The sequence below is a fragment of the Pigmentiphaga litoralis genome, assembly GCF_048632615.1.
GTDB lineage: Bacteria > Pseudomonadota > Gammaproteobacteria > Burkholderiales > Burkholderiaceae_B > Pigmentiphaga > Pigmentiphaga litoralis_B.
The window spans coordinates 592,223-609,822 of record NZ_CP184479.1 but is presented as its reverse complement, the minus strand read 5'-3'; the positions used below and the strand labels follow the sequence as shown (position 1 = coordinate 609,822).

16 protein-coding genes and 1 pseudogene are annotated in these 17,600 nt (G+C 66.2%); 15 read left to right on the top strand and 2 right to left on the bottom strand.

Translation table 11 applies throughout. The annotated features are described in order from the left end of the window. Positions 1 to 13 precede the first annotated feature (13 nt). Positions 14 to 1,438 carry a YihY family inner membrane protein gene (locus ACNANG_RS02730; RefSeq protein WP_420225886.1) on the top strand — a complete coding sequence of 475 codons (1,425 nt, stop codon included), beginning with the start codon at positions 14 to 16 and terminating at the stop codon, positions 1,436 to 1,438. Positions 1,439 to 1,573: 135 nt separating this feature from the next. On the opposite strand, the gene pcaG is transcribed toward ACNANG_RS02730, so the two are convergent. Together pcaG and pcaH are read right to left on the bottom strand one after the other, a co-directional pair. Beyond that, on the bottom strand, positions 1,574 to 2,125 hold the full coding sequence (gene pcaG, locus ACNANG_RS02725; protein WP_420225885.1) for a protocatechuate 3,4-dioxygenase subunit alpha: 552 nt from the start codon (positions 2,123 to 2,125) through the stop codon (positions 1,574 to 1,576). Between the two features lie 7 nt (positions 2,126 to 2,132). Next, positions 2,133 to 2,831 (bottom strand): protocatechuate 3,4-dioxygenase subunit beta, encoded by a 699-nt coding sequence (gene pcaH, locus ACNANG_RS02720; RefSeq protein ID WP_420225884.1) that lies wholly within the window; start codon positions 2,829 to 2,831, stop codon positions 2,133 to 2,135. 195 nt (positions 2,832 to 3,026) lie between these two features. Here pcaH and ACNANG_RS02715 point away from each other — a divergent pair, with 195 nt between their 5' ends. From ACNANG_RS02715 to trpB, 14 genes and pseudogenes are all read left to right on the top strand, one after another. Next, positions 3,027 to 3,998 carry a LysR substrate-binding domain-containing protein gene (locus tag ACNANG_RS02715; RefSeq protein ID WP_179588313.1) on the top strand — a complete coding sequence of 324 codons (972 nt, stop codon included), beginning with the start codon at positions 3,027 to 3,029 and terminating at the stop codon, positions 3,996 to 3,998. A gap of 30 nt (positions 3,999 to 4,028) precedes the next feature. Continuing rightward, a complete protein-coding gene (locus ACNANG_RS02710; protein ID WP_373303031.1) occupies positions 4,029 to 4,493 on the top strand; it encodes a CBS domain-containing protein in 465 nt (154 codons plus the stop codon). A gap of 134 nt (positions 4,494 to 4,627) precedes the next feature. After that, positions 4,628 to 5,724, top strand: a pseudogene (gene aroC / locus ACNANG_RS02705) (chorismate synthase). An 85-nt stretch (positions 5,725 to 5,809) separates the two neighbouring features. Beyond that, on the top strand, positions 5,810 to 6,649 hold the full coding sequence (locus ACNANG_RS02700) for a M48 family metallopeptidase (RefSeq protein WP_420225883.1): 840 nt from the start codon (positions 5,810 to 5,812) through the stop codon (positions 6,647 to 6,649). A 197-nt stretch (positions 6,650 to 6,846) separates the two neighbouring features. Then, positions 6,847 to 8,247: a 3-isopropylmalate dehydratase large subunit gene (gene leuC, locus ACNANG_RS02695; RefSeq protein WP_420225882.1), complete on the top strand. Its 1,401-nt coding sequence runs from the start codon at positions 6,847 to 6,849 to the stop codon at positions 8,245 to 8,247. Positions 8,248 to 8,264: 17 nt separating this feature from the next. After that, positions 8,265 to 8,924 (top strand): 3-isopropylmalate dehydratase small subunit, encoded by a 660-nt coding sequence (gene leuD, locus ACNANG_RS02690; protein ID WP_420225881.1) that lies wholly within the window; start codon positions 8,265 to 8,267, stop codon positions 8,922 to 8,924. A gap of 15 nt (positions 8,925 to 8,939) precedes the next feature. Further along, entirely contained in the window at positions 8,940 to 10,016 is a 1,077-nt protein-coding gene (gene leuB / locus ACNANG_RS02685; RefSeq protein ID WP_189608916.1) for a 3-isopropylmalate dehydrogenase, read from the top strand. A gap of 66 nt (positions 10,017 to 10,082) precedes the next feature. Further along, positions 10,083 to 11,213 (top strand): aspartate-semialdehyde dehydrogenase, encoded by a 1,131-nt coding sequence (asd, locus tag ACNANG_RS02680; RefSeq protein ID WP_420225880.1) that lies wholly within the window; start codon positions 10,083 to 10,085, stop codon positions 11,211 to 11,213. Positions 11,214 to 11,585: 372 nt separating this feature from the next. Continuing rightward, positions 11,586 to 12,515, top strand: a complete 930-nt coding sequence (locus ACNANG_RS02675) for a FimV family protein (protein WP_420225879.1) — start codon at positions 11,586 to 11,588, stop codon at positions 12,513 to 12,515. Continuing rightward, a complete protein-coding gene (locus ACNANG_RS02670; RefSeq protein ID WP_420225878.1) occupies positions 12,446 to 13,327 on the top strand; it encodes a hypothetical protein in 882 nt (293 codons plus the stop codon). The genes ACNANG_RS02675 and ACNANG_RS02670 overlap by 70 nt, the downstream gene beginning before the upstream one ends. Then, positions 13,228 to 14,715: a FimV/HubP family polar landmark protein gene (locus tag ACNANG_RS02665; RefSeq protein ID WP_420225877.1), complete on the top strand. Its 1,488-nt coding sequence runs from the start codon at positions 13,228 to 13,230 to the stop codon at positions 14,713 to 14,715. The genes ACNANG_RS02670 and ACNANG_RS02665 overlap by 100 nt, the downstream gene beginning before the upstream one ends. After that, on the top strand, positions 14,712 to 15,512 hold the full coding sequence (truA, locus tag ACNANG_RS02660) for a tRNA pseudouridine(38-40) synthase TruA (RefSeq protein WP_420225876.1): 801 nt from the start codon (positions 14,712 to 14,714) through the stop codon (positions 15,510 to 15,512). Before ACNANG_RS02665 ends, truA begins: the two co-directional genes overlap by 4 nt. A 168-nt stretch (positions 15,513 to 15,680) precedes the next feature. Then, complete coding sequence (locus ACNANG_RS02655; protein WP_420225875.1) at positions 15,681 to 16,322, top strand: phosphoribosylanthranilate isomerase; 642 nt, start codon at positions 15,681 to 15,683, stop codon at positions 16,320 to 16,322. 73 nt (positions 16,323 to 16,395) lie between these two features. After that, entirely contained in the window at positions 16,396 to 17,595 is a 1,200-nt protein-coding gene (gene trpB / locus ACNANG_RS02650; protein ID WP_420225874.1) for a tryptophan synthase subunit beta, read from the top strand. The last annotated feature ends 5 nt before the right edge of the window (positions 17,596 to 17,600 follow it).

The following is a 17,600-nucleotide window of genomic DNA, read 5'->3' as shown; positions in this document are numbered from 1 at the left end:
ATTATCTCTCGTCATGACTGAGCGCATACCCACCGAGAGCCCCGCCGCCGGAAATTCCGCCGCCCCGCCTGTCACGCCATCGGAAACGCCCAGGGGCATCGCCGCCCGCCGCGCCGCGCTGCGCGCCCGGTGGACGGCCAAGGAATCGATGATGAGCCGTATTGGACGCGTTTTGCGGTTCGCCGCCAAGCGCGCCGACGAAGAGCGCATCACCCAGGTCGCATCCAGCCTGACGTTTACGTCGGTGCTGTCGATGGTGCCCTTGCTGGCCGTGGCCCTGGCCCTGTTTACGGCTTTCCCGCTGTTTAACCAGTTCCAGGGCGCCCTGGAGGAATATCTGGTCACCAACCTGATGCCGCCGTCGGTCGCCCAGAACATCATGGGCTACCTGAACGACTTCGCGCAGAAGGCGTCGCGCCTGACCGCGATCGGCGGTGTCTTCCTGGTGTTCACCGCGCTGTCCCTGATGCTGACGATCGACCATGCATTGAATGAGATCTGGCACGTGCGCAAGGCGCGCGCCTTGCCGCAGCGGGTGCTGATCTACTGGGCCACGCTGACGCTGGGCCCCGTGCTGATGGGCGCCAGCCTGTGGGCCACGTCCTTTCTTGCCCGCGAATCCATGGGCCTGGTCGGCAATACGCTTGCCCCGCTGGAAGTGCTGCTGTCCTTCCTCCCCATGGTACTGACCGGCCTGGCCTTCGCCGCGCTGTTCATCGTCGTGCCCAATCGCCAGGTCGAAGCGCGCGATGCCCTGACCGGCGGCTTTGCGGCGGCGGTCGTGCTGGAAATCATGAAGGCCTGCTTTGCCTATTACCTGACGCGCTTCCCGTCGTACACCATGATTTACGGCGCGTTCGCGACGCTGCCCATCTTCCTGTTGTGGGTGTATCTGTCCTGGCTGGTGACGCTGTTCGGCGCCATTCTGGCCGCCAGCCTGCCGCTGATCCGGATGGGACGGTGGGCCGACGAACGCCACTCCGGTGCCCCGTTCATCGACGCCATGGCTATCCTGCGCGCCCTGATCGCGGCTCGCGCCGCCAAGAAAGTGGGCCTGAGCACCCGCAGCCTGCGCAACCGGCTGCAGTTGCATCACGAAGAGCTGATGACCGTGCTGGACACCCTGTCCGACGTCGGCTACATCGTGCGCGTGGGCGACGCCGGCACGTCGCGCGAACGCTGGGCGCTGGTGTGCGACCCGGACACGGCTACGCTCGAACCGGTGTTCGACCGTCTGCTGCTGGACCGCCACCAGTTCATCAAGGAAGGCGCCGCTCCCTTGCTGACCGCGGCCAATGCGGCCTGGGCGAACCCGAAGGTCACGCTGACCCAGGCCCTGGAGCAGGTGGACGACCTGCCCGACGAACACGCCCTGCTGCACGATCCGCTGACCACGGTGGATCCCAAGGTGTTGCCAGCGGAACAGAAAGCGGAGTAGTCCCGCGACCCGTTCCAGCACCCGGCGCCATCACGCTTGTGCGCTCGCCGGCCAAAAAAAGCGCCCCGCGTCAACCACCGCGGAGCGCTTTTGCATGACCGCGGCATTCAGGACCGCGGCATGGCTTTCAGACCATCAGATGTCGAAGAACACCGTTTCGACACTTTCGCTGCCTTGCATGGCGACGTCCCACTCGTAGGTCGAATCGCCCGTTTTGCGGGCCACGAGCGTTTTGGCGCGGGCGCCCAGCGACGACAGGACCGGGTCCTGGTCGATGCCGTTGCTGCCTTCGAAGTAGCAGCGCGTGAACAGGTGGCGCAGCAGGCCGCGGGCAAAGATGGTGATGTGCAGGTAGGGCGCCTGCAGGCTGCCGTCGGCCATCGCGATGCGGCCGGGCATGACGGTGTCGATCACGAAGCGGCCTTCGGCGTCGGTGGATGCACGGGCGAAGGCGGCGGTGCCGTCTTCATGCACCGGCGACTGCGACATCTTGCCGCTGGCGTCGGCTTGCCAGACTTCCAGGAAGCAATCCGGAATCGGTTCGTCGGCGCCGTCGGTGACGATGCCGGTGACACGCACGCGGCCGCTCTGGACCTGGCTCAATACCTGGCCGGCGGAATCCCATTTCAGGCCGTGCTTGAAAAAGGGGCCGACGGTTTGCGAAGGGGTGGGGATCAGATTGGACATGGTTCGCTCAGTCAGGTTGGGCGGGCGTGGCGTCGGGACCGTCGAGCACGATGTCGAAGCGGTAGCCCAGGGCCCACTCGGGCTGGGTCAGGGAAAGGTCGAAGCTCGACACGAGGCGGTCGCGCACCTTGTCGGACGGCAGGGCGCCGAAAATGGTGTCGTAGCCCAGCAGCGGGTCGTTCGGGAAATACATCTGCGTGACCAGGCGCTGCAGCACGTTGTTGCCGAACACCGAGAAGTGGATGTGCGCCGGCCGCCAGGCGTTTTCGTGGTTGCGCCAGGGGTAGGCGCCCGGCTTGATCGTCGTGAACTTGTAGTCGCCGTTGTCGTCGGTGAACACGCGGCCGTTGCCGGTGAAGTTCGGGTCGAGCGGCGCGTCGTGCTGGTCGCGGTCGTGGGCGTAGCGGCCGGTGGCGTTGCACTGCCAGATTTCGATGAAGGCGTTGCGGACGGGCTCGCCTTCGCGGTCGCGCAGACAGCCTTCGACGATGATGCGTTCGCCAATCGCTTCGCCGGCGCACTGACGCGTCAGGTCATCGTGGTTGGAGAACAGGACCGACTTGTCGAACCGCGGCGCGGCAAGCTCGAGCGGACCTTCGGGCACGCGCAGCAGCGGCTGACGGGGCGCCCGCAGCACGGTACTGGTGTAGCCCGGCGCGGCCCGGTCGAATTCGATGGTGGGGGGTGTCTCCCAGATTTTGCTCATGTCTTGATTTCCTGTGATGGCGGAGGCCCCGCCGGTGTCCCGTGGTGCGCAGGAGGCGCATCGCGCCGGGCAGTCCCGGGCGCGGGGTGATCCGACGCAAAGCATAGGGGACGCAGCCATTCATTTCAAATGAATAATCCGCGATGATCTATGCTGTAAAGGTCATGAATAACGCAGCGTCGGCAAGGAGGCCCCATGGTTCGCTCCACCCAAGACTGGATACATCGCCTCAAGCTGCGTCACCTGGAAATCCTGGTGTCGATCGGCCGCACCGGCAGCATGAGCCGCACGGCCGACCTGATGGCGCTGTCGCAGCCCGCGCTGTCCAAATGGCTCAAGGGGCTGGAAACGTCGCTGGGCGTGTCGCTGTTCGAACGCACCACGCGGCGCGTGGTGCTGACGGAGTACGGGCGCATCGTGCTGCGGCATGCGGAACGGGTGCTGGGCGACATGGAACGCACGCGCAGCGAGATCGACGCCGCCCAGCTCGGAACGGCCGGCCGGATCGTGGTGGGCGCCTTGCCGGCGGCCGCGCCTATCCTGCTGCCGGGCGCCCTGGCCCGCTTGCACCGGCCGCGCGTCGAAGCGCAGGTGCAGGTGCACGAAGGCACGCTCGACCGCCTGCTGCCCCTGCTGCAACGGCGCGAACTGGATCTGGTGATCGGCCGCCTGGAAGGCGATGCGCTCAACCTCGGCCTGCAAAGCGAGGTGCTGTACAAAGAGCCCGTGTGCGTGGCGGGCAGGGCAGGGCATCCATTGGCCGCCCGGCGGCGCGTGACCTGGAAGGACGTGGCGTCCTTCCCCTGGATCGTCCCGCCGTGGAACACCCCCATGCGCATCAGCCTGGACCTGGCGTTCTCGCGCGCCGGGTTGCCGCTGCCGCAGGCCATGATGGAGTCCGCCGCGTTGCTGACCAATCGCGCCGTCGCGCAGCGCGCGGATTGTCTGTTCGTGGCCTCGGAAGATGCGATCGCCAGTTTCGAGCGGGAAGGGCTGCTGTGCCGGCTGCCGCTATGGCTGGACGATGTGCCGCAGGACGTGGGCATGTTGTGGGGCGATGCGCCGTCGCCCGCCATGGTCCGGCTGATGGATGTGCTGCGGCTGGAAGCCCGCGAGATCGTCGCTGCCCGAGGCATTGCAGTTGAAGCGCGTAGCGTTGCGCGCTAGGATGGAGCCAAGTCCGAGGAGACAACCATGATCAAAGTCAGCGAAATTTTGCGTGTGAAGGGCGATGCGCTCTATACCGTCAGCCCGGATACGCCGGTCACTCAAGTGGTCGACACCATGTCGGTTCACGACATCGGTTCGCTGGTGGTCATGGAATTCGGCGAACTCGTCGGCATGCTGACCTTCCGCGAAATCATCCGCCATCTGCAAAAGAATGCCGGATCGTTGGGCACGTCCACCATCCGTTCGATCATGGACGATGCGCCGGTCACGGTGTCCCCCAACACCGAAGTCAACGAAGTGCGGCGCCTGATGCTCGACAAGCACGCACGGTACATTCCGGTCATGGACGGCCGCATGCTGCTGGGCGTGATCTCGTTCTACGACGTGGCCAAGGCTGTGCTCGAAGCGCAAGGTTTCGAAAACCGCATGCTCAAGGCCTACATCCGCGACTGGCCGGGCGAGCAGCGCGAAGCCGAAGAAGGCATGGCCTGACGCAGGTCGGGCTGGCCAGGCTGGCCAGGCGGGCCACGCAAGCCGGGCGCTGGCGTCCGGCTTACCCCGATCGCCCGCCAGTGCGATAATCGCGCTTTCCGCTCACTACACCCGGCGTCCCCGGGCACGATCCTATGGCTGGCAATACGCTCGGAGAACTGTTTCGCGTCACCAACTTTGGTGAATCCCACGGTCCTGCAATCGGCTGCGTGATCGACGGCTGTCCGCCGGGACTGGCGCTGACGGAGGCCGACATCCAGCTGGAACTGGATCGCCGCCGCCCGGGCACCTCGCGCCACGTGACGCAACGACAGGAACCCGATCAGGTCGAAATCCTGTCCGGGGTCTACCAGGGGGTGACCAGCGGGACGCCGATCGCGCTGCTGATCCGCAATCAGGACGCGCGCAGCAAAGACTATTCGAACATTGCCGAGACCTTTCGCCCGGGCCACGCCGACTACACCTACTGGCACAAGTTCGGGGTGCGCGATCCACGGGGCGGCGGGCGGTCGTCGGCCCGGCTGACCGCGCCGACCGTGGCAGCGGGCGCCGTGGCCAAGCTGTGGCTCAAGCAGCGATTCAATATCCGGGTCCGTGGTTTCATGAGCCAGCTGGGTCCGATCCCGATCGAATTCCAGTCGTGGGACCATGTCCACGCCAATCCTTTCTTTGCCGCGAACGCGACGCAGATCGACGAGCTGGAGGCCTACATGGACCAGCTGCGCAAGGATGGCGATTCGGTGGGCGCACGTATCGATGTGGTGGCCGAAGGCGTGCCCGTGGGCTGGGGGAACCGATCTATGGCCGCCTGGATGCCGATATCGCACACGCCATGATGGGGTTGAACGCTGTCAAGGGCGTGGAAATCGGCGCGGGTTTCGCCAGCGTGGCGCAGCGCGGCAGCGAGCATGGCGATGAACTCGACCCGGCCGGCTTCGGGACCAATCATGCGGGTGGCGTGCTGGGCGGCATCACCACCGGGCAGCACATCCGCGTGTCCATCGCGATCAAGCCGACGTCCAGCATCCGCACGCCGCGCCAGTCGATCGACAAGGCCGGCGCACCCACGGTCGTCGAAACGCATGGCCGCCACGACCCGTGCGTGGGCATCCGCGCCACGCCGGTGGCCGAAGGGCTGCTGGCGATCGTGCTGATGGACCAGGCGCTGCGCCATCGCGCGCAGAACGCCGACGTGCATGTGGAAACGCCAGCGATTCCAGCCCATCGGTAAGGCTCTTGGCCTGTCGTGCTTCCCTAACGCACAGTTACGTTCTATTCGGGCAGAATCACGGCAGTTCACTAACCGGGGGAGCCACATGAGCACTTTGATCACGCCGACATTCAAGCGCACCGTGATGCGTACCGCCGCCATTCTGGCGTTCACGGCCATGGCCGGTTGCCAGAGCGTCAACACCACGCAGGGCGGTGCGATCGGCATCGACCGCCAGCAGCGCATGTCCAGCCTGGTGCCCGAAGCGCAACTGGATCAGGAAGCCGTCAAGCTGTATGCGCAGACCCTGAACGACGCCAAGGCCAAGGGGCAACTCAATTCGAACGCCGCGCAGGCCCAGCGGGTCCGCACGATCTCGCAGCGGCTGATCGCGCAGGTCGGCACCTTCCGCCCCGACGCCACGTCGTGGAAGTGGGAAGTCAACGTCATCGACAGCAAGGAAGTGAACGCCTGGTGCATGCCCGGTGGCAAGATCGCCGTCTACACCGGCCTGATCAATTCCGTGAAGCCGACCGACGACGAACTGGCCGCCGTGATCGGCCACGAAATCGCGCATGCCTTGCGTGAACATGCCCGTGAACGCGCGTCGCAGCAGATGGCGACCAGCGTCGGCCTAAGCGTGCTGTCGGTGGTGACGGGCAATCAGGCCACGTCGGACCTGGGCGGCACCCTGGCCAACGTCATGTTCGGCCTGCCCAACAGCCGTCTGCACGAAACCGAAGCCGACCGCATGGGCGTCGAACTGGCTGCCCGCGCCGGCTACGATCCGCGCGCCGCCGTCACGCTGTGGACCAAGATGGGCGCGCTCAGCGGCGGGTCCGCCCAGCCGGAACTGCTGTCGACCCACCCGTCGGCCGAATCCCGCATTGCCGACCTGAAGGTTGCGTCCGAAAAGGTGCTGCCGCTGTACCAGGCGCGCAAGTAAGTCCTGCGTCGGTCAATCCAGCGAACACCCGCAGGGTCGGAGCAGGCCGCGCAGCAAGCCAGGGCGCGGCCTGTGGCATAATCTAACGCTACCTTCACCCGAGCGGGTCCTTAGTGACGACCAGGCGCGTGTCCCGCGCCAACTGTGCCGCCAGCTAAATTGAGCCCGTTCAATTTTTGACCGGAATCATGGCGAATATGGCTCGTACGCTTTATGACAAGTTGTGGGACGCACACGTCGTCCACCAGGATGAAGACGGAACCTGTCTGATCTACATCGATCGCCACCTCGTGCACGAAGTGACGAGCCCCCAGGCGTTCGAAGGGCTCAAGATCGCGAATCGCCCCATCTGGCGCATCAGTTCCAATCTTGCGGTGGCTGACCACAACGTTCCCACGCACAACCGCGCAAGCGGCATCGCCGATCCCGTCTCCAGGCTGCAGGTCGACACGCTCGACGCCAACTGCGAAGAACACGGCATCGTCGAATTCAGCATGAACGACCATCGCCAGGGCATCGTGCACGTCATCGGCCCGGAACAGGGCGCGACCCTGCCCGGCATGACGGTCGTCTGCGGCGACTCGCACACCAGCACGCACGGCGCGGTTGCGGCCCTGGCGTTCGGCATCGGCACGTCCGAAGTCGAGCACACCATGGCGACGCAGACGCTGAACATGAAAAAGAACAAGAACATGCTGGTCCGCATCGAAGGCGCGCTGCCTGCCGGGTGCACGGCCAAGGACGTGATCCTGCATGTGATCGGTGTGATCGGCACGGCCGGCGGCACGGGGCACGCGATCGAATTCGCGGGCAGCACCGTGCGCGACCTGTCGGTCGAAGGCCGCATGACGATGTGCAACATGGCGATCGAAGCCGGTGCGCGGTCGGGCCTGGTGGCCGTGGACCAGAAAACCATCGACTACTTCAAGGGCCGCACGTACGCCCCCAAGGAAGACCAGTGGGACGCCGCCGTCGAATACTGGAAGACGCTGCACTCCGACGAGGGCGCGCATTTCGACCGCGTGGTCGAGATCAACGCCGCCGATATCCAGCCGCAGGTCACCTGGGGCACGTCGCCTGAAATGGTGCTGCCGGTCAACGCCATCGTTCCCGATCCCGCCAAGGAAGGCGATGAGGTCCGCCGCGAAGGCATCGAACGCGCACTGGCGTACATGGGCCTGACCGCCAACATGCCGATCACCGACATCAGGATCGACAAGGTCTTCATCGGTTCGTGCACCAATTCGCGTATCGAAGACCTGCGCGCCGCGGCCGACGTGCTGCGCGGCAAGCGGATCGCTTCCAACATTCAGCTCGCGCTGGCCGTGCCGGGTTCGGGCCTGGTCAAGTCACAGGCCGAAAAGGAAGGCCTGGACAAGGTGTTCCTGGACGCCGGCTTCGAATGGCGTGACCCGGGCTGCTCGATGTGCCTGGCCATGAACGACGACAAGCTGGGGCCTGGCGAACGTTGCGCGTCCACCTCCAACCGCAACTTCGAAGGCCGTCAGGGCCAGGGCGGCCGTACCCACCTGGTCAGCCCCGCGATGGCGGCAGCGGCTGCGGTGGCAGGGCATTTCGTCGACGTGCGCAACGCGTAAAGAGTCAGGAAAACATCATGCAAGCATTTACCGTACATGAAGGGCTGGTGGCGCCGATGGACCGCGCCAATGTCGATACCGACCAGATCATCCCCAAGCAATTCCTGAAGGCCATCACGCGTTCGGGCTTTGGCCCGCATTTGTTCGACGCCTGGCGTTACCTGGATGAAGGCCAGCCCGGCATGGACAATTCCAAGCGGCCGCTGAACCCCGACTTCGTGCTGAACCAGCCGCGCTACCAGGGCGCGTCGGTGCTGCTGGCCCGCAAGAACTTCGGCTGCGGTTCGAGCCGGGAACACGCGCCCTGGGCGCTGGACCAGTATGGCTTTCGCTGCGTGATCGCGCCGTCGTTTGCCGACATCTTCTTCAACAACAGCTTCAAGAACGGCTTTTTGCCGATCGTGCTGCCCGAAGACCAGGTGGCGCGCTTGTTCGACGAGACGGAAGCGACCGAAGGCTACCGCCTGCGCATCGACCTGGAACGCCAGGTCGTGGTGACGCCGTCGGGCGAAGAAATGCCCTTCAAGATCGACGAATTCCGCAAGTACTGCATGCTCAATGGCCTGGACGAAATCGGCCTGACGCTGCGCAATGCCGACAAGATTCGTGCGTACGAAGCGGACCGACTGGCCAAACAGCCCTGGCTCGAATCGCCGGCGCTGCGCGCCTCCCACTAACCAGAACAGAACGACATGACCCAACACATTGCAGTGCTGCCGGGCGACGGCATCGGACCGGAAATCATCGAACAGGCCGTGCGCGTATTGACGTCGCTGGGCGAAGACTTCCGTATCGAAGAACAGCCGGTGGGCGGTGCGGCCTATGCCGCGTCGGGCCATCCCTTGCCGCCCGCCACGCTGGACCTGGCCAAGCGCGCCGATGCGGTGCTGTTCGGGTCGGTCGGCGACTGGAAGTACGATTCGCTCGAGCGTTCGCTGCGCCCCGAGCAGGCCATTCTGGGCCTGCGCAAGCAGTTGGGTCTGTTCGCCAACCTGCGTCCCGCCATCCTGTATCCGGAACTGGCCAATGCGTCGTCGCTCAAGCCGGAAGTGGTGGCGGGTCTCGACATCATCATCATCCGTGAACTGACGGGCGACATCTACTTCGGTTCGCCGCGCGGCATGCGCACGGCGCCCGACGGCCAGTTCGCGGGCGAGCGCGAAGGCTTCGACACGATGCGGTATGCCGAGTCCGAGATCCGCCGCATCGCCCACGTCGGCTTCAAGACCGCGCAAAAGCGCAACCGCAAGCTGTGCAGCGTCGACAAGTCCAATGTGCTGGAAACCTTCCAGTTCTGGCGCGACATCGTGACGGAAGTCGGCAAGGAATACCCCGACGTCGAACTGAGCCACATGTATGTCGACAACGCGGCCATGCAACTGGTGCGCGCGCCCAAGCAGTTCGACGTGATCGTGACCGGAAACCTGTTCGGCGACATTCTGTCTGACCAGGCATCGATGCTGACGGGTTCGATCGGCATGCTGCCGTCGGCCTCGCTGAACGAGTCGGGCAAGGGCCTGTACGAGCCCAGCCACGGTTCGGCGCCGGACATCGCCAACCAGGACATCGCCAACCCCTTGGCGACCATCCTGTCGGCAGCCATGATGCTGCGCTATTCGCTCGACAAGGCGGCCCAGGCCGACCGTATCGAAGCCGCCGTCAAGACCGTGCTGGGCCAAGGTCTGCGCACGGCCGACATTTTCGAAGCCGGCACCACCAAGGTGGGTACCACCGAGATGGGCAACGCCGTCATCAAAGCACTGAAGTAAACGCAACGCGTGTCGCGCCCCCGGGTGTGATACGCCCGGGTAACCAACCCAGAACGGGAGTGAACAATGAAAGCAGTGGGTCTGGTCGGCTGGCGCGGTATGGTCGGTTCCGTACTGATGCAGCGCATGCGCGACGAAAACGACTTTGCGTTGATCGAACCGGTGTTCTTTTCCACCAGCAATCAGGGTGGCAAGGCGCCAGCATGGGCGGAGGGCGCGGGCCCCTTGCAGAACGCGTACGACATCGACGCGCTGAAAAAGCTGCCGATCATCGTGACCGCGCAGGGCGGCGACTACACGTCCGAGGTCTACCCGAAGCTGCGCGCGGCGGGCTGGACCGGCACGTGGATCGATGCGGCCAGCACGCTGCGCATGAAAGACGACGCGATCATCGTGCTGGACCCGGTCAACCGTCACGTGATCGACGCCGCGCTGGCCAAGGGCGTGCGCGACTTCATCGGCGGCAATTGCACGGTCAGCTGCATGCTGATCGGCCTGGGCGGACTGTTCAAGCATGACCTGGTCGAGTGGATGACCAGCATGACCTATCAGGCGGCTTCGGGCGGCGGCGCGCAGCACATGCGCGAACTGCTGACGCAATTCGGGCTGCTGAACGGCCAGGTCAAGGGCCTGCTGGATGACCCGGCATCGGCCATCCTGGACATCGACCGTAATGTGCTGGCGCTGCAGAAAGATCCATCGCTGCCGCAGGCGCAGTTTGGCGTGCCCCTGGCCGGCAACCTGATCCCTTGGATCGACAAGGATCTGGGCAACGGCATGTCCAAGGAAGAATGGAAGGGCGGCGCCGAGACCAACAAGATCCTGGGCCTGGGCGCGGGTTTTGGCGGTAGCAAGGAAGTGCCGATCGACGGTCTGTGCGTGCGGATCGGCGCCATGCGCTGCCACAGCCAGGCATTGACGATCAAGCTCAAGAAAGACGTGCCGCTGGACGAGATCGACGACATCCTGCGCTCGGCCAATCCGTGGGCCAGTGTCGTGCCGAACACGCGTGAAGATTCGATGCGCTCGCTTACGCCAGTGGCTGTGACGGGCACGTTGACGATCCCGGTGGGCCGCATGCGCAAGCTGGCAATGGGGCCGGACTACCTGAGCGCGTTCACGGTCGGCGACCAGCTGTTGTGGGGCGCCGCCGAACCGCTGCGCCGCATGCTTCGGATCGTGCTGGGCGAACTGTAAGAGGCTGCCTGACGGCGTCCTGCCCGGGACGCGGTCGTACGCAATGGAAGGGGCGGACGCTGCAGGGCGTTCGCCCCTTTGCTTTGGGCCGCTCATGTCGTGCCGGGGCGTTGGCAGGGCATAGAGTGGCCCTTTTTGCCCACGTGTCCGCCAGGCACGTAGCTTGCCGCGTCCCGTGTCAGATGGTATGGTCAACGCTCAAAAAATCGGGGATAGAGTAGCTTGTTGCCCAACCACCATCGCGCGCCGTCGCCTGCAGTTTCCGGAATCGACCGCTCGACCGCGGGGCCCCAGCGGATGCGTCTGCGCGCGTCGCTGCCTTTCTTGCTTAGACCCATGCTTGGACCGGCGCTCCACCCGGTGCTTCGGCCCGTGCTTCGACCGGCGTGGTTGCTGAGTCTGTCCCTAGTCTTTACCAGCGCCAGCGGCGCTGCCGATCTGGGCCCGCTGCGCGTGCTGTCCGCATCGGGCGATCCGCTACGCGCCGAGATCGAAATCAGCGCCTTCACGCCAGAAGAGGCGACCACGCTGCAGGTCAATCTCGCATCGGCGGACATCTATCGCGAAGCCAAGGTGGCCTATCCCGAAGGGTTGTCGAGCCTGACGCTCAAGGTGGCCGACCGGCCCAATGGCCGCAAGGTGGTCGAGGTCGTCTCGGCGGGTCCGGTCGATGCTCACGTGCTGGACCTGCTCGTCGAAGTCACGTGGCATCAGGGCCGCTACATTCGCCAATATTCTTTCGTACTGAAGTCGCCGCCCGCCGAGTCGCGCGCGCCTGTCGTGTCGTCGGCCGCCGTGCCGCCAACGCTCGTACAGCCGGGGGACACGTTGTTTGACCTGGCGACGCGCTTGCGGCCCGAAGGCGCCACGGTGTTCCAGACTTTGCTGGCGCTGTTCCATGCCAACCCCCAGTCGTTCATCGACGGCAACATGAATCTGTTGCGCGCCGGAACGACGCTGCAGGTGCCACCCGCGTCGCAGGTGCTGGCCGAAAGCGATAGTCAGGCAAGGCAGACCCTGCGCACGCAGAACGAATCGTTTGCGCTATATCGCGAACGCGTGGCGCAGGCCGCCGCGGTCGCCACGCCGATCGAGGCCACGCCCCCGCCAATTCGAGTGCGGGCGCGATTGCGCCGGCGCCTTCGGAACCGGCCCCGGCCGACAGCCAGGGCGATGCACTCAAGCTGTCCGCGCAGGGCACCGCAGCGACAGACGCCACCAACCCGCAGGCCGTGCGTGATCGGCTGGAAGAAGAACGCGCGGCAACGCAGCGCGCCATCGACGAGTCCGAATCGCGCGTGAGGGAATTGACGGCCAACATCAACGCCATGCGCGGCCTGCTGGAATCGCAGAACTCGGCATTGGCGGGGATGGAGCAGCGCGCGAATGCGGACTCCGCGGCGGATGCGGCTGCCTCGGCGACGCCGGGCGCTGCTGCGCCAGGGGCGGATGCCGCGGCGGTGGATCCCGCGGCGGCCGACCCTGCCGCGGCATCCGGAGACCCGGCCGCGGCATCTGCGGACCCGGCAGCGGCATCTGCGGACCCGGCAGCGGATCCTGCCGCGTCGGATGCGCCGGCGGGCGATACCCCTGCTGCCGCGGAGGCCTCGCCAGACCCGGCCGCGGCCGCGACGCCGCTGGGTGAAGACACGCCAACGCCGACCTGGGCCAATGAAAAAGTGATCGCGCTGTTTGGCGGGCTGCTTGCGGTGCTGGCCGTTGGGCTGGCCGTGATCACGCTGCGCCGTCGCGCTCGGCCCAGCACGCGATTCGACCTGACGGACTCGGCGCGTGAGCCCAATATGGCGGGGCTGCCCGTATTGCCCGCCGACTCGGCCCTGCCAGCCTCGTCGCCCGCCGCAGCCGCTGCGGGGGCGCCGTGGGTGGACCCACGGTGGGCGCGGCAGGGGCAGGCGCCGCCGCTGCCGCCGCCGCGGCGGCTGCCTATGTGGCATCGACCAGCGACGACGATGAGTATGGTCCGCTGGAAGACGACGGTCCGACACCGGCGCACGTGGCACCGATCCCGCCCATCGATTTCGGGTTCGATCTGGACCTGGACAAGCCGGTCGACAGCGGCATGCCCGCCGAGCCGCTGGCCGTTCTGCCCTTGACCGACATGGTCTACGCAACTGGCCCCACGCCATCGAACGACGCTGCCGGTTTTCACGTCACGCCGCTGAGCGCCGACCTGGGCGGGGCGGGCAGCGTGGGGCAGGGTGCTTTCGATCCCCATGTCAGCCAGGCCGCGGCGACGGCGCCGGTTCCAGAGGGCTCGACGCGGGAAGCGCTTGCCGAAGGCTTTGCAGTTGCGGCGGCGGTGCCCTTGGCAGGCGCCGCGGCGGCCGCCGGTGCCGCGGCGGCCACGCCCGTGGCAGCACCCGTCAAGGCCGTTGGGGCGTCCGGTCAAGGGGATGCCGCGGCCGCATCGGCCTTTGCGTCTGAACTGGAAGCCGCGAAGCCGGGTGTGGTGCAGGGCGCCGGGTCGGCCGGCACGGCTTCTTCCAGCACGTCCGACATCTACGACAAGGCGGCCGGGTCGCCCGAGCCTTCCGCCGCGCCACTGGCGTCGGCACCGTCCGCCGATCGCGCTGCGCTTGCATCGACGGCTCCGTCGTCCGGGTCCGATGCGTCGCCGCGCGATGCAGGCGGCAGTGCGTCCAGCACGGCGCCAAAGCCGCATACACGGGCAGCGTCCACCGCCCCGGATGCGCCAGTCGCAAAGTCGGCCGCCGCGTTGCAAGCTGCGCTCGCGGCGAATGCCGCGGCGACGGCGGCACCTGCAACGGAAGCAACGGCAACGACGGCTGCACCAGCATCCGCAACGGCGACGGCGGCACCGGCAACGGCAGCAACGGCAACGACGGCTGCGCCGGCACCTGCATCGGCACTGCCACGCACGCCTGCCGCGGATGCCGCGACTGCCGCTGTGATTCCGGGCGCCACGACGCCTGCTGGAACTTCAGCTCCGACGAAGCTGGCCGCAGCACCGTCGTCCGTCACGACCCCGGCGGTGTCTCCGGTCATTCCAGACGGCGATGCGCCGCTGCAGCCCCCGATCACGCCGGACAAGGCCGCGCCAGGCACGCCGGTGATGCCGGTCGTGACGCCGCCTGCAACACCGGGCTTGCTGCCCGAGCCGCCGCCCGCGCCGGAACCGGCAAGACCCGCCGCCGCGCCTGCACCTGCACCTATGGCGCCAGCTCCTGCACCTGCGGCGCCTGCACCTGCGCCTGTGGCGCCAGCCACTGCGCCTGCTGCACTTGCTGCACCTGCCGCGCCGGCCCCCGCGCCCGACAAGCCCGTGCCGACGCCGCCCAAGACCGTGCTGTCGTTCGACACCGACCCCCAGTCGGCGAGCACCACGTCCAAGTTCGATCTGGCCAAGGCCTACATCGACCTGGGCGACCGCACGGCGGCGCGGCAGTTGCTGAACGAAATCGTCAAGACAGGTGACACGAGCCAGAAGCACCGCGCGCGCGACATGCTGGCCACGCTGTGAGCGCACCGTCCCGGATTGCGCTGGGGCTGTCCTACGACGGCGCGCCATGGCAAGGCTGGCAGACCCAGCCGCATCGCCGCACGGTGCAGGACACGCTGGAACAGGCGCTGGCCACGTTCGTCGGCCAGCCGGTACCCACCGTGTGCGCCGGGCGCACCGATACCGGCGTGCACGCGGTGCAGCAGGTCGTGCACCTCGACCCGCCGGTCGAACGGTCGCTGCAGGCCTGGATACGCGGCGTGAACGCGCACCTGCCGTCCAGCATTGCCGTGCGGTGGTCGGCGCAGGTTCCGTCCACGTTCCACGCCCGGTTTTCCGCGCGTTCGCGCGCCTACGTGTATTTGCTGATCGAAGACGCCGTGTGTCCACCCGCCTGGGTCGGCAAGGCGGGCTGGACCTTTCGGCCGCTGGACCTGGACGCAATGCGTGAAGGCGCCAGGCATCTGGTTGGCGAACACGATTACAGCAGCTTCCGGTCGTCGCAATGCCAGGCCGCATCGCCGGTGCGAACGATGACTTCGCTCGAGATCACGCGGCGCGGCCGCTTCTTTGTGTTCACCTTGCGCGCCAACGCGTTTCTGCATCACATGGTGCGCAATATCATTGGTGCGCTGGTGTACGTGGGGCAGGGGCGGCACCCGCCAGAGTGGATCGCGCAATTGCTCGTGGAACGGGACCGCCGCAAGGCCGCGCCCACGTTCTCGCCCGACGGTTTGTACCTGACGGCGGTCGGCTATCCGGACGTGCCGGAACTGCCGTGCACGGATAGCAGCGACGAGGTCCAGCTGGCGCGGTAGACAGTCCCCTTTAGCACACGGCCGCCACGTCGTGGGCGCGCACTATCCCGCCCGGGATGGCCGTCCGGCCCGGGTACCGCAACCCGCTTGCACTCGCAACCGGCCCGTACCCGCAACCAGCGCCCCCGGCCGCAGCATCGCCCCGTCACTCCGGGCTATCATGGCGGGATGCCTCGTACCCGTATCAAGATCTGCGGCCTGACCCGCGAAGAAGACGTCGACGCTGCTGTTGCGGCGGGCGCCGACGCCATCGGCCTGGTGTTCTATGCGCGCAGCGCCCGTGCCTTGACGCCCGAGCGCGCCGCCGAACTTCGCGCCCGCGTGCCGCCCTTCGTGGATGTGGTCGCCTTGTTCGTCAACGCGACGCCGCAAGAGGTCCGTAACGTGGTCGATGCGGTGCAGCCCGAGCTGCTGCAATTCCACGGCGATGAGACGCCGGCCGACTGCGAACGCCATGGCCGCCGCTACCTGCGCGCGCTGCGGGTCGGCGCCCCAGGCTTGGATACGCCCGAAGGTTTGCTAAAATCGTGTCTCGAATACAGTTCTGCCGCCGGGTGGCTCTTCGATAGTCACTCTGATGGATACGGCGGCAGCGGGAGAACGTTCGATTGGTCTCTGGTGCAAAGCGCAAACGCGCGTCCGGTCGTTTTGTCTGGTGGGTTGCATGCCGAAAATGTGGCAGCCGCCGTGGCGACCCTGCGTCCGTTTGCCGTTGACGTCAGCAGCGGCGTAGAACAGGCGCCCGGCATCAAATCGGCGGAAAAGATCACCCGATTCATTGCCGCGGTACGACAGGCCGACGCGGGCTGATCCTCCGGCCCCGCGCCTTCAGCATCCCACGCCGGGCCGGCTTCCGGCCCCGCAAGCAGATCGAGACCATCCAGTGAAAACCTACGAATTTCCAGATGCCCGCGGGCATTTCGGCCCCTATGGCGGCGTGTTCGTTGCCGAGACGCTCATGCACGCGCTCGACGAATTGCGCGACGCCTACGCAAAATACCAGGACGACCCGGAGTTCGTCGCCGAATACCACTACGAACTCAAGCACTTCGTTGGCCGTCCCAGCCCGATCTATCACGCCAAGCGCTGGTCCGACGAACTGGGCGGCGCGCAGATCTACCTGAAGCGCGAAGACCTGAATCACACCGGCGCCCACAAGGTGAACAACTGCATCGGGCAGGCCTTGCTGGCCCGGCGCATGGGCAAGAAGCGTGTGATCGCCGAGACAGGCGCTGGCCAGCATGGCGTGGCCACCGCGACCGTGGCGGCGCGTTATGGCATGGAATGCATCGTCTACATGGGAAGTGAAGACGTGCGCCGCCAGGCGGCCAACGTGTACCGCATGAAGCTGCTGGGCGCGACGGTCATTCCGGTCGAATCGGGTTCCAAGACCCTGAAAGACGCCTTGAACGAAGCGATGCGCGACTGGGTCGCCAACATCGACTCCACGTTCTACATCATCGGTACCGTGGCGGGCCCGCATCCTTACCCGATGATGGTGCGCGACTTCCAGCGCGTGATCGGCAATGAATGTCTGGTGCAGATGCCCGAAATGGCCGGACGCCAGCCCGACGTGGTGATTGCCGCGGTCGGTGGCGGATCGAACGCCATGGGCATCTTCCATCCTTATCTGCCTTATGAGGACGTCGCCCTGGTGGGCGTCGAAGCGGCGGGCGACGGCATGGACACCGGCCGTCATTCGGCGTCGCTGGCTGCCGGCATGCCGGGTGTGCTGCATGGCAATCGCACCTACGTGCTGCAAGACGAAAACGGTCAGGTCACCGAGACGCACTCGGTGTCGGCCGGGCTGGACTATCCCGGCGTGGGACCGGAACACGCGTGGCTGATGGATTCCAAGCGCGCGACCTATGTCGGCATCACGGACGAGGAAGCGCTGTCCGCCTTTCACCAGTGCTGCCGCCTGGAAGGCATCATCCCGGCCCTCGAATCCGCCCATGCCATCGCCCACGCGGTGCGCCTGGCGCCGACGCTGCCAAAGGACAAGATCCTGCTGGTCAACCTGTCGGGCCGTGGCGACAAGGACATGCATACCGTAGCCGACCGTTCCGGCATCACGTTCTGAGCCCG